This window comes from Pseudoalteromonas sp. MM1 (assembly GCF_030296835.1).
GTDB lineage: Bacteria > Pseudomonadota > Gammaproteobacteria > Enterobacterales > Alteromonadaceae > Pseudoalteromonas.
In genome coordinates this window covers 3,475,144-3,489,039 of sequence record NZ_AP027922.1, presented here as the reverse complement: position 1 = coordinate 3,489,039, position 13,896 = coordinate 3,475,144, and the positions used below count along the sequence as shown (strand labels likewise).

Below are 13,896 nucleotides of genomic sequence, written 5' to 3'. Positions count from 1 at the left end.
AAGACTCATTTTGTAAAGTGGTTATATTTAACTTGCTGAATAATAAAGTTTTATTTTGTTGGCACAGTATGTGTAATAGCTAAGTAACGTTAATGGTTACTGAGGTGGTTATGAATACACTTACGCTAAAAAATGTAAACAACAATGTTGAGTTGGGCTCATTTTTTGAATCGCTTTTATTTACTGCTAATGCCGTACTAGGGTTGAGCGCTGTTTGTATGGTTGTGAGCATTTTAATTAGCTACCCCTATGCAGAGTACTTTTCGATGCAGGTACAAATATCAGCGCATATTGGCACTATTGTAGTGGCAGCTATTTTGAAAGTTAGTTATGTACTGCGTTGTGTTGCTCAGCATGGTTTAGGGCAGGAAGTACGCTAATGCGCCCACTAAACTTAACAGAGCCAGTGCCGGCGCGCATAGCTATTTATCAAGTAACTAAATGGCCGTTATGGATGCTTGCATTTAGACCTTACTTTTTAGCAGGCGGTTTGCTGGCATTTTTATCAATAGGTTATTGGTTACTTATTTTAACAGGCCATGCTAATTGGCATTTAACAATACCAGCTACACTTTGGCACGCACACGAAATGCTGTTTGGCTTTACGGGGGTTGTTGTCGTGGGCTTTTTACTTACGGCAGCGCAAACATGGACGGGCATACCGAGTATAAGTGGCAAAGCACTTATGCTACTTACTTTAATATGGGTAAGTGCTCGTTTAGCTTTTTTTATTGTGCTGCCCGATGTTGGCAATATTAATTTATTGGCTGTTATTGTGTTGCAGCTAGCATGGTGGATAGGTGCAATTACTGCGCTGGCTAATATGCTATTAAAAGCACGCAGTAAAAATAACTATCAGTTTTTAGCTATTTTAGGTGTGTTGTGCGCCCTCAATACACTTTATTTACTACTTGTTTTAAATAACAACATGAAGCTTGCTTTGGCTGTGGTTGACACCGCGGTACTCGTGATTAGCTTACTGGTTGGTATTGTTGCAGCAAGGGTACTCCCCTTTTTTACTGCTAAAGGTTTATTGCTTAGCGAGCAAGTACGCACTCCTAAAATTGATAAAGCACTGCTGTATTTATCAATACTGGCAATTACTTTGTTTTTTATCAGCAAGTTATTTTTAAGCTCAATTAGTCCTGCATTAATTGTTGCAATAGTTGCTGCGCTTCACTTAATTCGAGCAAAGCTTTGGTGGAATGCAAAAGTGCTAAAAGTCCCTTTATTATGGTCTTTGCATTTTTCTTATTTTGCGTTAGGTGTTGGCTTAATGATGATTGCATTTAGCTTTTACACAAACGTAATACCCTTCAAAGATGCGCTCCACTTTATCACTATTGGCACAATAGGGATGATGATTTTAGCCATGATGACCCGTGTATCGCTTGGTCATACAGGGCGTACGCTTAGCACCCCTAAGTATATATCTGTTGCTTTTGCTCTTGTGCTGGTGGCAGCTATTACTCGCTCAATACTTCCCTTAATCATTGGGTCACACTTTGCTTGGCAGATAAGTGCTTTGCTGTGGTTAGTGGCTTTTTTATTATTTTTAATTTACTGCACACCTATCTTAACACGGCGTCGTGTTGATGGGCGTTGTGGTTAGTTTACCTATAGGAATACATTATGTTATCTGATAAAACCATTGAGATTGTTAAAAGCACCGTTCCGTTATTAGCGCAAGCCGGCACGGTTGTTACCGATCATTTTTATAAGCGTTTGTTTAGCCATAACCCAGAGCTTAAAAATATTTTTAATATGGCGAATCAAAGCTCTGGGCGTCAGCAATTTGCTTTGTTTAACGCCTTAGCGGCATATGCCCAAAATATTGATAACTTAGCGGTGTTAAAAGAGGCATTAGCGCGCATTAATCATAAGCACACCAGTTTAAATATTTTACCAGAGCACTATCCCATTGTTGGTGCTCATTTAATTGGCACCTTAAAAGAGTTAATACCAGAGCAGTTTACGCCGGATGTAGAATACGCTTGGCGTGAAGCTTACGCTTTGCTTGCCGATATTTGTATTACCGAAGAGGCAGCATTGTATGAGCATAGTAAAAACACTCTGGGTGGTTGGGCGGGTACTCGTCAATTTGAAATAACCAATAAGCAGATTGAATCTGAGCTAGTAACAAGCTTTACACTCACACCTGTAGATGGCAAAGCGGTTATTACTCATAAACCTGGTCAATATTTAGGCATAAAAGTTAAACCAGAGGGCGTTGAATATGAAGAAATTCGCCAGTATTCTATTTCGCAAAAAAGTAACGGTACAAACTACCGTATTAGCGTTAAAAAAGAGCTACAACCAAAGCCTGGCATGGTGTCTAATTATTTACACTCATTAGCTCAAGGTGACATAGTTGAGCTATACCCGCCTGCAGGAGATTTCTTTTTACGAAATAGTACTCAACCTACGGTACTTATTTCAGCAGGTGTTGGACAAACGCCCATGCTTGCGATGCTCGAAACGCTATTAAGTGATAACTCTAATCAAGACATTATGTATTTACATGCGTGCGAAAATACTCAGCAACACTCGTTTTCACAGTATTTAAATGAATTAAGTACGGGTTATAACTGTTTGCAAACTATGACGTGGTTTAATCAAAGTACTGAAGGGGCTGATTTTACAGGATTAATGGACTTAACAGCCATAAAAGCACAGTTACCTCTTACAAATGGCAATTTTTACTTATGTGGCCCGGCTGGGTTTATGGCGTTTGTGAAAAGCCAGTTACTGGCGCTAGGCGTTAAAAACGAGCATATTTATTACGAAGTGTTTGGCCCGCATCAAGACTTATAAACCAAGTGAAAAATGATAAAGACACACAGCATTAATGCTGTGTGTCTTTTTAATAGTATTTTATTGCGCTTTACAACTTACGTTTTTAAGTTCAATAGCCATATCTTTTTTAGGATAATAAAGCACGCACTGCTCGCCGATTATTTGTAAAACAAATTTTTCAGACTTTATATTATGCGCGCCCATTATGGGCATGCCATTTGGATCTTTATTTGTACCATGGCTTAGTAACAGCTCGCTGCGTTTAGTAAAAACGGTGTCGGCAAGTGTAACTAGTGTGCCGCCCTTCGCTTTTATAATCGCTTGCTGCAGTGTGGCTATAACGCCTGGGTTTACCTCGGTAAGTAGCGCAGGCTTAGCAGTGGCATTACTCATACTGTTACAGCCTCCAATAAACAATAAGGTTAATATTGCCACGAGCTTTGTCATTACTTGTCCTTATTTAACGTAGGCCAGGTTAAGTCCATATTGCCACGGTTAAAGTCATTAGGTGCGTTTAAAGGTAATAGTTGCTTGCTATCGCCAGCAGCGCTTTGTGCTTGCGTTTTAATGCTCGCAGAAGCGGTGCTAACAGGGCATGTGCCGTTATTATCTATATGATAAAGCGCAGTAGAGAGTATCCCTTCGCTTGGGTCGCCTAATGGGCTGTCAAAGTCATCACTAACTACACAACCTTTTACATCAGCATCAAACTGCGGTGAAGCGGTAGGCGTAAAGCCTGCTGCATATTCACCAAACCCTTTACTGTTAATACCGCTAAATTGAATGGTGTAATAAGTGGTGCCGCAGTTATGCGTAGGGGTAAAACCGTATGGTTTACCGCAGGTTGTGTCGCCAATGAGTACAACTTCTGCGTCTATACCTTTTAAACCGTTAATAAAAGCTTCTGATGCCGAACAAGTACCCGATGTACTAAGCACATACACTTTAGATAGGTTTAAATCAGGGAGGCTTTCACCAGTGCTAAAAAAAGTTGAGTAATCAATTTCTTCATCTATAAACGGAAAAGGCGATTCTACCGGTTGTTTATCGTTTTGCTGGGTTTGGTAATAAATCCGGTTTTGAATGTTGGCACTGCCCGCCACCATGTAAGCCAGCTGCGAAGAAAGCGCTAATAAACCGCCTCCATTGTATCTAAAGTCGATAACAAGCTCTTCTACATTATCGGTTTTAAATTTATTAACCGCAGCTATTAAGCCTTCTTGGGCAATGCCTATATGGCTATTAAACTGCATGTACCCTACGCTAGTACCATTTGCTGTGGTAATGGTTTTTACGTTTTGTACCGGCGTTTGCTCTATGTTACCAGCGGTGACGTTAAAGGTTTTTTCAGCGCCATCGTTACTGCGCACAACGATAGTGTGCGAGTCACCATTAGTTGGGCTAAATAAACCTTCGTTTAGGGTATCTATACCTGCTTGAGTATTGGTGTTTATACTTACGCCATCAACTTCAAGTACGGTATCACCTCGTTGAAAGCCAATTTGGCTTGCTGGTGAGTCATCCTCCAGGTAAGCAACACGCAAAATTCTATCGGCTGAGTCGCCTATAAATGCCCAATTTATGCCATAACCTGAGGTAACACCCGATTGTGCTTCTTGAAAGAAGTCCTCAGAAGGCTCAGAAAAATGAAAGTTATCTTTTTTAGCACCTGAGTCGGTTAGTTCTTCGGTTTTTAGCTGCGCAAAGTACTCCGCTACTGTATTGAATGACTCAGGGTCGTTATCGGCAATTTCATCATACCAAAGGTAGGTTTCGTCACTCCACGAGCGAAGCCAAAGCTTTTCGTAAAGTGCTGAGCCTGCTTGGTCTGGGTAAGGCTCGTTATTATTAAACGGGTCGTTGCCAGTGCGGGGTGTTTCGCAAAAGTTTTTTAACTCATCCGATGGCTCAAATACACCTGCCGTCCATGTTGGGGCTGTGCTTGTAGGAGGTGTAATGACTGGGTCTGGCGTTTCATTCATGCTGCTACCACCGCCACAGCCTGCAAGTGTTAGGCCTGAAAGTGCAACAGCAATAGCGAGTGATGCTTTATTATTTTTAAACATACAAAACTACTTTTTGTAAATAAGTTGTTTAAAATACTACAACACCCGCTTATTTATTCAACGTATTTGGCCCTGATTTATGTAAATGAGTGTACAAACCTGGCTTTTTTAGAGCTTGCTTGTACTACTTTTATTCGCAAACGCTTGCCTTTGCCACGCATCAAATAGCTTTTGTTGTTTGTCTGATATTTTTAAACCGTATGTTTTTTGCATATAAGCGTAGGTGTCGGCAATGCGTTTACGGGCATAAAATGGTGGCTCTACTACGCGTTGTTTAAAGTTAACTTTTACTTCGCAGCGGCCATATTGTGTGGCGTTTTCGCTAAGCATACCAAAGCGATAATTAGAGCGGTCTGCGTTAATTTCGCCAATAGCGGGAGCTAAATTGTTTATGTCGGCTTCCATTTTTCTAAATTTGGCACTGACCTTACGGCAGTTTTTACGCCCACCGTTTTGCCAGCATTGTAGCTGATGGCCAAACTCCCACGCGGGCACTATATGCTCCCACTCTATACGCAATGCACGTACATTAACTTTGCCAGAGGAAGTTAATGTATTACGCGGAATGTAGCCACAGTTGCTAGGATCGGGGATTAGCTTTTTACCCTGTTTTTTAATGTCGCAGCCGCAGTAAAGGCTTTTAGCGTTATCGGGCAGGGTTTTAATTAAGTGCCTTTTAGCCGTTGAAAAGCGGGTAAATTCTTCACTTGATGCCGAAAAACAAATACAACAAGCCACAAAGGCCAAAATAAATTTAAGCATATCCATCACATACGTGAACTACAGGAGGCGCTAGTCTAAAGTTTTGCTGCTAAAAGATAAACCCTGAGCAAATTTTAATCCGCAATGCTTAGTACACTCTATAATGATATAAAAAATAGCGAGGAGATGACCATGCTAGGTGCTTTTTCAATAAGTTTAACGGTTAAAGATATTAGGGCCTCTAAAGCGTTTTATGAAAAGCTGGGTTTTAGTGAGTTAGCAGGCGAGGTAGAGCAAAACTGGCTAGTAATGCAAAACGGTGAGCATTTGATTGGCTTGTTCTCGGGTATGTTTGATAAAAACATGCTGACCTTCAACCCTGGTTGGGATCAGCATGCACAAACAGTTACAAACTTTAAAGATGTTGATACGCTCAGTGAATATTTTCAAAGCGCTAATATAAGCGTTGAGCCTGTGGGTGATAAAAGTTTTATTATTACCGACCCAGACGGCAACCCTATTTTGATTGACCAACACGTGTAAGCTTTTTTAGCCTAACGTTTTGTATTAATAAAATGATACCGCACAAACAAAATAGCACGCTGGTGGCTGCAAAGCTGATAAGTAACGGGTTGTTAAAATTTTCTCGCTCGTCGTAATCCATTATGTGCAGCATCCAAAAAAAGTCGAAAATGCGCCATAATGTGCTGCGAACGGTAATAACTTTGCCGTTAATTGCATTTAAATATAGCGTAGTATTAAAGGTGTCGTTAAATTGTACTTGCCACACATTTGTTTTGTATCCCACTTCTCGAGGGCCTTGTTTTAAAAGCGTTGTGCTAATTGGCTTAGCGTCGATGAGTAAATGAGCTTGCGCATTAGCGGTGATTTGTATTTTAGTGGGCGGCTGAAAGGGGCGGCCCGTTAAACCACTAAAGCTTTGCTGCTCGGTGCTGTTAATAACAGTAATAAGCGGAGTAGTTAAAAAGTGCTCAAATATTATTTGAGTGGGGTTAGCCACTTGTGACGTAATATTATCGAGTGATGTAAGGTAGTCTGCTTGTGTAAATGGGTTTGTAAGTGTGCGCTTGGCAAGGTGCTTACCATGCACGTATTCAAGTGGTATCGCGCTCATTACTAAGCCACCTAAAAGCCAAGCTAAAATTTGTAAGGCAAGTAAAAAGCCTAGCCACTTATGTAGTTTTCGAGCGCGCTTAAATAGTTGTTTTCTCATTTTGTGCTTCTTATTATTTTTAGCGTTAGTGTATTACAGCAGTCCATGCTTTTACTGCGGCATTTTGTCGCAGTTATTCATAAGCTTACTCTAACTTTATAAAAATAATAAAAAGGAGCGATAAAAATCAGTGAGGCTGCGTTTAATTCTCTCGCAGGGCGTTTATTAGCTCTTGTTTGCTCATTTTAGAGCGGCCACTAATGCCTACCTCTTTTGCTTTATCGTATAACTGTTTTTTTGTACGTTGCTCATAATTTGAGGCTTTACCGCCTTTTACAGCTGTTTTATGAGTATTACTATTAGCAATACGTGCGGCTTTTTGTTTGCTCATGCCTTCATCGCGAAGCGCATCGTACTGATCGTCGTTTTTAATTTGCGGGCCATGATCTACCATAATTTCTCTCCTGAGCGTTTAATTACACAGTGTGTGTATAACTTTCATACATAAACGGTAAAATTAAGCGTAACTAGCCTAACCCGTTTTATAAGGCAAATTAGGTGCCAATGGCGTTTAAACAGGCATTTTCTATTAATAAAGCCATGTTTACCGCTTAGTTGATTTGGTATAAAAGTAAAACTGCGTTAAAGTTTGCGATGAAACTATAAGAGGGTAAAAAGCAGACAATGTCGGAAATTCAATTTTTAAATGTAGATCTAGAGCTTGAGTCTAAACAAGATATTAGCGCCCTAGTGGCAGACTTAAAGAAAAACGCGATGGTTTTACATTATGACAAAGACGAATATCGTCAACTTGCGCGTATTGAAGCCTCAGGTGACATAACCACGCCAGATAAAGCTATTAACCACTTGTGCGAGCTTATTGAGTCGTGTTCTCGTAACGCGCTTAAGCAATGGCTAAGCTGCTCTCGCAGAACCTTTGATATTGGTTTTGAGTCTGGTACGTCACCAAAATGTTTTAATCAGGCGCTGCATGCAGACACGTTATTGCGTATATCTGCAATTGGCGCGGGTATGGAAATAACAATTTACCCTATTGAAAAGTAAGCTATTACTTTCGCTCAACCACTGCTGCGGTCATTTTTGATACGCAGCAAAGCTCGTTGCGGCTATTGGTTATTTTTATCTCCCATACAGAACTGCGTTTACCAATATGAAATGCACGAGCCGTTGCTGTTAACGTCCCATTGCGTGACGCTTTTAAATGGCTTGCACTAATTTCCTGCCCTACACAGTAAAACTTTGTAAAATCAACAACAAAATTAGCAGCATAACTAGCAACTGTTTCGGCAAGTACTACATTAGCGCCGCCGTGTACCATTCCCATTGGGTTATGATGCTCAGGTATTGCGGGCATAGTCGCAACTAGGTAATCTTCCCCTATCTCGGTTATTTCTATCCCCATGGTTTTCATTAAAGTACCTTGGCCGTTTATACCTTCATCTAACTGTTTGCAAAGCGCTAATGTGATGGGTTGATACCAAATACTCATAACTACTCCTTTGAATTAAAACCTTGTTTATAGCATTTTATATATGCAATTTTAATAATTACCTAAAATGTACACATGTGTATTTGGTTTAGCTAATTAAAGCGCAATTTAAATTTGCGATTTTTATTTAACTGTATATACTCACAGTTAAATGTACTGTATGGAAAACCAGTTGTATGCGACCATTAACGAAACGCCAAGCTCAAATACTCGAACTAATAAAAGTTTTTATTAAAGACACTGGTATGCCTCCTACACGTGCCGAAATTGCACAAACATTAGGTTTTAAAAGTGCCAATGCCGCAGAAGAGCACTTAAAAGCGCTTGCCAAAAAAGGCGTTATTAAAATGAAGCCAGGCGCAAGCCGCGGTATTCAATTAGTTGAAGAAGAAGAGCCAGAGCAACTAGGTCTGCCATTAATAGGCCGAGTTGCAGCAGGTTCGCCTATTTTGGCGCAAGAACATGTTGAGAGTCACTGTAAAATAGACCCACTTATGTTTAAACCCGCCGCAGACTTTTTACTGCGTGTAAACGGTATGAGTATGAAAGATATAGGTATTATGGATGGCGACTTACTTGCCGTACACCGTACTCAAACAGCAGAAAACGGCCAAGTTGTGGTTGCACGAGTAGATGAAGATGTAACTGTAAAACGCTTAGAAAAAGCAGGCCGAAAAGTATTATTACACGCCGAAAACGAAGAGTTTACCCCTATAGAAGTAGACCTTGAAAACGAATCTTTTAATATTGAAGGTTTAGCTGTTGGCGTAATAAGAAATGCTGACTGGATGTAATTTTAACTATTTTTAAGTCACTTTTTATAAATGCGCACTGTTAAGTGTGCATTTTTGTTTTAAAAAAGACCTTCCACTACCTCAAAGCGGCCTAAAATTATTTAGCCTGTAAACTTTTTTTCACTCATACTTCTATCTTCCTAAGCGTGTTACATCCCTTAATTTTGCTCGTATCTTGGCTGTTAAATAACAATTTAATACTTCGTAATTTAATCAATTTTAAAATATCACTTGATTGTTTTTTATACTAAAACTTGCTTGTTGTACGTTTTTTAGCTAATCATTAATGTGCTGGACTAACAATAACTCACAGCTTTTTAGTTATGAGAACACACAATATACACAAACCTTTTGTTGTCCTAGCGATACCAATTAAAAATAAGATTGGTTAAAAAATAAAAATAACGAATTGGCGTTTAAGCCGTATGCCTCTTCGCTTTGCATTCGCAATAGCATCAAAGGAGCCGTCACATGGGTAAACTGACCTCTACCTTGTGGCTTGTGTTGATTATGTTCCCGCAGCAAGTGCTGGCTAATAGCCAATACAATATGCGCAAGGGCGTAACCGATATAAGTAATAATGTATATCAGCTACACATGACCATATTTTTAATATGTTGTGTGATTGGGGTGATAGTGTTCGCAATAATGTTTTGGGCACTGATTCATCACCGTAAATCTAAAGGGGCAGTCCCTGCCCAATTTCATGAAAGTACCAAAGTAGAAATTCTTTGGACTGCCATTCCGTTTGTTATTTTAATTGCCATGGCAATCCCTGCCACTAAAACCCTCATAGCAATGGAGGATGCCAGTAAGGCCGACTTAACCATTAAAATTACAGGGTCACAGTGGAAGTGGCATTATGAATATATGGGCGAAGACGTAGAGTTTTACTCTATTTTATCTACCCCTCAAGACGAAATAGCCAACCTTGTTAATAAAAACCCTAATTACTTACTTGAGGTTGATAAACCTTTAGTGCTGCCAATTAATCAAAAGGTGCGTTTTTTAATGACCTCAGATGACGTTATCCACTCTTGGTGGGTCCCTGATTTTGCCGTTAAAAAAGATGCCAATCCGGGGTTTATCAACGAAACGTGGACCAACATTAACGAAGAAGGTATTTACCGAGGACAGTGTGCAGAGCTGTGCGGTAAAGATCATGGTTTTATGCCCGTGGTGGTTGAAGCTAAGTCGCAAGAGGACTTTAACGCATGGCTTGCAGATGCTAAGCAAGCTAAGCAAAAAGCGGCATTAGCCGATGCTGCTTTGCTTGATCAAACGTTGCCTAAAGAAGAGTTAATGACTTTAGGCGAGCAAGTGTATATGGCAAGTTGCGCTGCGTGTCATCAACCAACAGGAATGGGATTACCGGGCGTGTTTCCTGCGTTAAAAGGCAATCCAATTGTTTTAGGTGATATAAAAGATCATATAGATGTTGTGATCCATGGTCGTCCAGGGACTGCAATGCAGGCATTTGCTAAACAGTTATCAATAAAGCAGCTTGCGGCAGTAATTACCTACAAGCGTAATGCGTGGGGTAATGATACGGGTGATGTCATCCAACCTAGTGAAATTCAGGCAGCACTTGATGCGGAGGCGAACTAATGAGTAGCATAGTAGAACAACCTAACGCCAATGACGCTCATCACGGTCATCACCCAGCCAAAGGTTTTAAACGTTGGTTATACACAACAAACCATAAAGATATTGGCAGCATGTACTTAATTTTTTCGCTGACTATGTTTTTAATTGGCGGTGCAATGGCCATGGTTATTCGGGCTGAGTTATTTCAGCCAGGATTACAATTGGTAGACCCACACTTTTTTAACCAGATGACCACAGTACACGGTTTAATTATGGTGTTTGGTGCTGTAATGCCGGCCTTTACGGGGCTTGCTAACTGGATGGTACCGCTCATGATTGGCGCGCCAGATATGGCACTGCCCAGAATGAACAACTGGAGCTTTTGGATTTTACCTTTCGCTTTTTTAATTTTATTGGCCTCGTTATTAATGCCTGGAGGCGGCCCCGCATTTGGCTGGACGTTCTATGCGCCGCTTTCAACAACGTACAGTAACGACAACACCGCAATGTTTGTGTTTGCAGTGCACATTATGGGGATTAGCTCAATTATGGGCGCAATAAACGTTATTGTGACCATCGTTAATTTACGTGCCCCAGGCATGACATGGATGAAGCTACCATTATTTGTTTGGACATGGCTAATAACCGCATTTTTATTAATTGCTGTTATGCCTGTATTGGCCGGAGCGGTCACTATGGTATTGACCGATAAATACTTTGGAACCAGCTTTTTTGATGCAGCAGGCGGCGGCGATCCGGTAATGTTTCAGCACATATTTTGGTTTTTTGGCCACCCCGAAGTGTACATCATGATTTTACCCGCCTTTGGTATTATTTCGACCATAGTGCCTACGTTCTCCCGTAAAAAACTATTTGGTTATGCCTCCATGGTATACGCCACTTCTTCTATCGCATTACTGAGCTTTATAGTGTGGGCGCATCATATGTTTACTACCGGTATGCCCGTTGCTGGCGAGCTATTTTTTATGTACGCGACCATGCTGATATCGGTGCCAACAGGAGTAAAAGTTTTTAACTGGGTGGCCACTATGTGGCGAGGTTCTATAAGTTTTGAAGTACCCATGTTATTTAGTATTGCATTTATTGTGCTATTTACCTTGGGGGGCTTTTCGGGGTTGATGTTGGCTATAACACCAGCTGATTTTCAATATCACGATACTTACTTTGTGGTGGCGCACTTTCATTACGTGTTAGTTACGGGGGCAATATTTTCTATTATGGCAGGCGCTTATTATTGGTTGCCTAAATGGACGGGCAATATGTACAACATTGCCTTGGCTAAGTGGCATTTTTGGTTATCGCTGGTAAGCGTTAATGTGCTGTTTTTCCCTATGCATTTTGTTGGGCTGGCAGGTATGCCTCGCCGCATTCCCGATTACGCTCTGCAGTTTGCTGACTTTAACGCGATTATAAGCATAGGTGGGTTTGCCTTTGGTTTATCGCAGTTACTCTTTGTGGCTGTGGTAATTAAGTGTGCCCGAGGGGGCGATAAAGTGCCTGCAAAAGTATGGGATGGTGCTGAAGGTTTAGAGTGGGAAGTAGACTCTCCTGCGCCGTATCATACTTTTTCTACACCGCCGGAAATTAAATAATGACACATGCACCGCTATTAAAGCGCCTAATTCTTATTTGTATAGGTATGTTTGCTTTTGCATTTGCCTTAGTGCCCTTATATGACGTGTTTTGCGACATAACCGGGCTTAATGGCAAGCCGTCGCTTGAGCAAGCTAAGCAAAGTACACAAATCACTGAAAACCGAGAGATAGGTGTGAGCTTTACAACCCATGCGCAAAGTGGTGCGCCGTTTATTGTTAAGTCAAAAGAATACAGTGTTGATGTGAAACCGGGTGCTATGCGTGAGGTAATGTTTAGCGCAAAAAACACCAGTGATATCGATAAAGTAATGCAAGCGGTGCCTTCTGTGTCGCCTGGAAAGGCGGCTAAGTACTTACATAAAATAGCGTGCTTTTGTTTTGATCAACAACCGCTAAAAGCGGGTGAAGAACTTGAGTTTAAACTGCTGTTTTATGTAGATACTGCTCTGCCGAGCGACGTAGAAGAGCTAACTTTATCGTACACCGTATTTGATATTAGTGAGCAGCTGGTAGCAAGTAATAACTAGCCTGCATGTCTAGTGAAAAACTAGGAGCAAGTAACATGAATCAAGATTATGAAAACTACTACGTACCCGAGCAAAGCCCTTGGCCCATAGTGGGCGCGGTGGCGTTATTTTTTATTGCAGTGGGTGCGGCGTTAACAGTTATGAATTTAGAAAGTGAAGGGGGCAGCGGTGTGTACCTGCTATATGCAGGCATTGCAGTGCTGCTATATATGATTTTTAGTTGGTTTAAAAATGTAATTAGCGAGTCTGATCAGGGCTTGTATTCAGCGCAAATGGACCGCTCATTTCGACAAGGAATGAGCTGGTTTATATTCTCTGAAATTATGTTTTTTATGGCCTTTTTTGGCGCATTATTTTACGCCCGCATACTGTCGGTGCCTTGGCTAGGTGGGGCTGGGAATAATGCGATGACCAACGAAGTGCTTTGGCCTACCTTTGAGGCAGTATGGCCGTTACTAACCACGCCAGCAGGTGAAACCACGCAAGCTATGGGATGGCAGGGCTTACCCCTTATTAATACGCTTATTTTATTAGCGTCTTCGGTTACTTTGCACTTTGCTCACGTAGCTATTGAAAACAATAAACGTAAACCGCTAAAAGTGATGTTGGGAGCAACCATTTTATTGGGCGTGTGCTTTTTAGCATTGCAGGTAGAAGAATATATTTATGCCTATAACGAGCTAAATCTAACACTAGATGCAGGCATTTACGGCAATACATTTTTTTTACTGACAGGTTTTCATGGCATGCATGTGACCCTTGGCGCCATTATTTTGTTTGTTGTATTTGTGCGTATTTTAAAAGGCCATTTTACGAAAGATAAACATTTTGCGTTTCAAGCAGCGGCTTGGTACTGGCATTTTGTTGATGTGGTGTGGCTGTGTTTATTTGTTTTTGTATATGTGTTGTAACGGTTAATGGTGAGTGATTAGCCTTTATAAAACCAAGTTTTACAGCGGCTATCACCATCACCAAAACTACCACAGAAAACAGCACACGACGGCCTAAAAAATGCGACATAGGCCGACCGCCAGATTTGTCGGTCACCATAATAAATAGCGCTCTAAACAAGTTGAAAAGTATAAATAGTAACAGCAGCACAATAATAATTTTAATAATCACTG

At 40.9% G+C, this 13,896-nt stretch carries 17 protein-coding genes; 10 read left to right on the top strand and 7 right to left on the bottom strand.

Going from position 1 to position 13,896, the window contains the following annotated elements:
- Positions 1–110: 110 nt before the first annotated feature.
- From QUE46_RS15820 to hmpA, 3 genes are read left to right on the top strand one after another with little or no spacing between them, the layout of a single operon-like run.
- The gene (locus tag QUE46_RS15820; RefSeq protein ID WP_055015480.1) at positions 111–380 is read left to right on the top strand and encodes a hypothetical protein; all 270 of its coding nucleotides are present in this window, start codon (positions 111–113) and stop codon (positions 378–380) included.
- Positions 380–1,612, top strand: coding sequence for an NnrS family protein (locus QUE46_RS15815; protein ID WP_286245554.1), 1,233 nt, complete (start codon positions 380–382; stop codon positions 1,610–1,612). The genes QUE46_RS15820 and QUE46_RS15815 overlap by 1 nt, the downstream gene beginning before the upstream one ends.
- A 20-nt stretch (positions 1,613–1,632) precedes the next feature.
- On the top strand, positions 1,633–2,814 hold the full coding sequence (gene hmpA / locus QUE46_RS15810) for an NO-inducible flavohemoprotein (RefSeq protein ID WP_055015478.1): 1,182 nt from the start codon (positions 1,633–1,635) through the stop codon (positions 2,812–2,814).
- A gap of 60 nt (positions 2,815–2,874) precedes the next feature.
- Here the strand turns inward: hmpA and QUE46_RS15805 are convergent, their stop codons facing one another.
- From QUE46_RS15805 to QUE46_RS15795, 3 genes are all read right to left on the bottom strand, one after another.
- Positions 2,875–3,243 carry a hypothetical protein gene (locus QUE46_RS15805; protein WP_055015477.1) on the bottom strand — a complete coding sequence of 123 codons (369 nt, stop codon included), beginning with the start codon at positions 3,241–3,243 and terminating at the stop codon, positions 2,875–2,877.
- On the bottom strand, positions 3,243–4,862 hold the full coding sequence (locus QUE46_RS15800) for a S41 family peptidase (RefSeq protein ID WP_286245553.1): 1,620 nt from the start codon (positions 4,860–4,862) through the stop codon (positions 3,243–3,245). Before QUE46_RS15800 ends, QUE46_RS15805 begins: the two co-directional genes overlap by 1 nt.
- Before the next feature lie 108 nt (positions 4,863–4,970).
- Positions 4,971–5,630, bottom strand: a complete 660-nt coding sequence (locus QUE46_RS15795; RefSeq protein WP_286247800.1) for an endonuclease — start codon at positions 5,628–5,630, stop codon at positions 4,971–4,973.
- Between the two features lie 126 nt (positions 5,631–5,756).
- On the opposite strand from QUE46_RS15795, the gene QUE46_RS15790 reads away from it, so the two are divergent.
- Complete coding sequence (locus QUE46_RS15790) at positions 5,757–6,107, top strand: VOC family protein (RefSeq protein WP_286245552.1); 351 nt, start codon at positions 5,757–5,759, stop codon at positions 6,105–6,107.
- Here QUE46_RS15790 and QUE46_RS15785 read toward each other — a convergent pair.
- Positions 6,082–6,798: a hypothetical protein gene (locus tag QUE46_RS15785; protein ID WP_286245551.1), complete on the bottom strand. Its 717-nt coding sequence runs from the start codon at positions 6,796–6,798 to the stop codon at positions 6,082–6,084. The genes QUE46_RS15790 and QUE46_RS15785 overlap by 26 nt on opposite strands.
- Before the next feature lie 142 nt (positions 6,799–6,940).
- On the bottom strand, positions 6,941–7,192 hold the full coding sequence (locus QUE46_RS15780; protein ID WP_286245550.1) for a Rho termination factor N-terminal domain-containing protein: 252 nt from the start codon (positions 7,190–7,192) through the stop codon (positions 6,941–6,943).
- A gap of 230 nt (positions 7,193–7,422) precedes the next feature.
- Between QUE46_RS15780 and QUE46_RS15775 the strand changes: the two genes are divergently transcribed.
- On the top strand, positions 7,423–7,803 hold the full coding sequence (locus QUE46_RS15775; RefSeq protein WP_004589368.1) for a hypothetical protein: 381 nt from the start codon (positions 7,423–7,425) through the stop codon (positions 7,801–7,803).
- A gap of 4 nt (positions 7,804–7,807) precedes the next feature.
- Here the strand turns inward: QUE46_RS15775 and QUE46_RS15770 are convergent, their stop codons facing one another.
- Complete coding sequence (locus tag QUE46_RS15770; RefSeq protein ID WP_286245549.1) at positions 7,808–8,248, bottom strand: PaaI family thioesterase; 441 nt, start codon at positions 8,246–8,248, stop codon at positions 7,808–7,810.
- Between the two features lie 176 nt (positions 8,249–8,424).
- On the opposite strand from QUE46_RS15770, the gene lexA reads away from it, so the two are divergent.
- From lexA to QUE46_RS15745, 5 genes are all read left to right on the top strand, one after another.
- The gene (gene lexA, locus QUE46_RS15765; RefSeq protein WP_004588213.1) at positions 8,425–9,042 is read left to right on the top strand and encodes a transcriptional repressor LexA; all 618 of its coding nucleotides are present in this window, start codon (positions 8,425–8,427) and stop codon (positions 9,040–9,042) included.
- 471 nt (positions 9,043–9,513) lie between these two features.
- Positions 9,514–10,650, top strand: coding sequence for a cytochrome c oxidase subunit II (coxB, locus tag QUE46_RS15760; protein WP_286245548.1), 1,137 nt, complete (start codon positions 9,514–9,516; stop codon positions 10,648–10,650).
- A complete protein-coding gene (ctaD, locus tag QUE46_RS15755; RefSeq protein WP_004588215.1) occupies positions 10,650–12,242 on the top strand; it encodes a cytochrome c oxidase subunit I in 1,593 nt (530 codons plus the stop codon). The genes coxB and ctaD overlap by 1 nt, the downstream gene beginning before the upstream one ends.
- Positions 12,242–12,772 carry a cytochrome c oxidase assembly protein gene (locus tag QUE46_RS15750; protein WP_055015465.1) on the top strand — a complete coding sequence of 177 codons (531 nt, stop codon included), beginning with the start codon at positions 12,242–12,244 and terminating at the stop codon, positions 12,770–12,772. The genes ctaD and QUE46_RS15750 overlap by 1 nt, the downstream gene beginning before the upstream one ends.
- A 35-nt stretch (positions 12,773–12,807) precedes the next feature.
- Positions 12,808–13,683 (top strand): cytochrome c oxidase subunit 3, encoded by an 876-nt coding sequence (locus QUE46_RS15745; RefSeq protein ID WP_286245547.1) that lies wholly within the window; start codon positions 12,808–12,810, stop codon positions 13,681–13,683.
- Here QUE46_RS15745 and QUE46_RS20270 read toward each other — a convergent pair.
- On the bottom strand, positions 13,583–13,894 hold the full coding sequence (locus tag QUE46_RS20270) for a DUF2909 domain-containing protein (RefSeq protein ID WP_308447155.1): 312 nt from the start codon (positions 13,892–13,894) through the stop codon (positions 13,583–13,585). The two genes, QUE46_RS15745 and QUE46_RS20270, sit on opposite strands and share 101 nt — an antisense overlap.
- Positions 13,895–13,896: the final 2 nt, after the last annotated feature.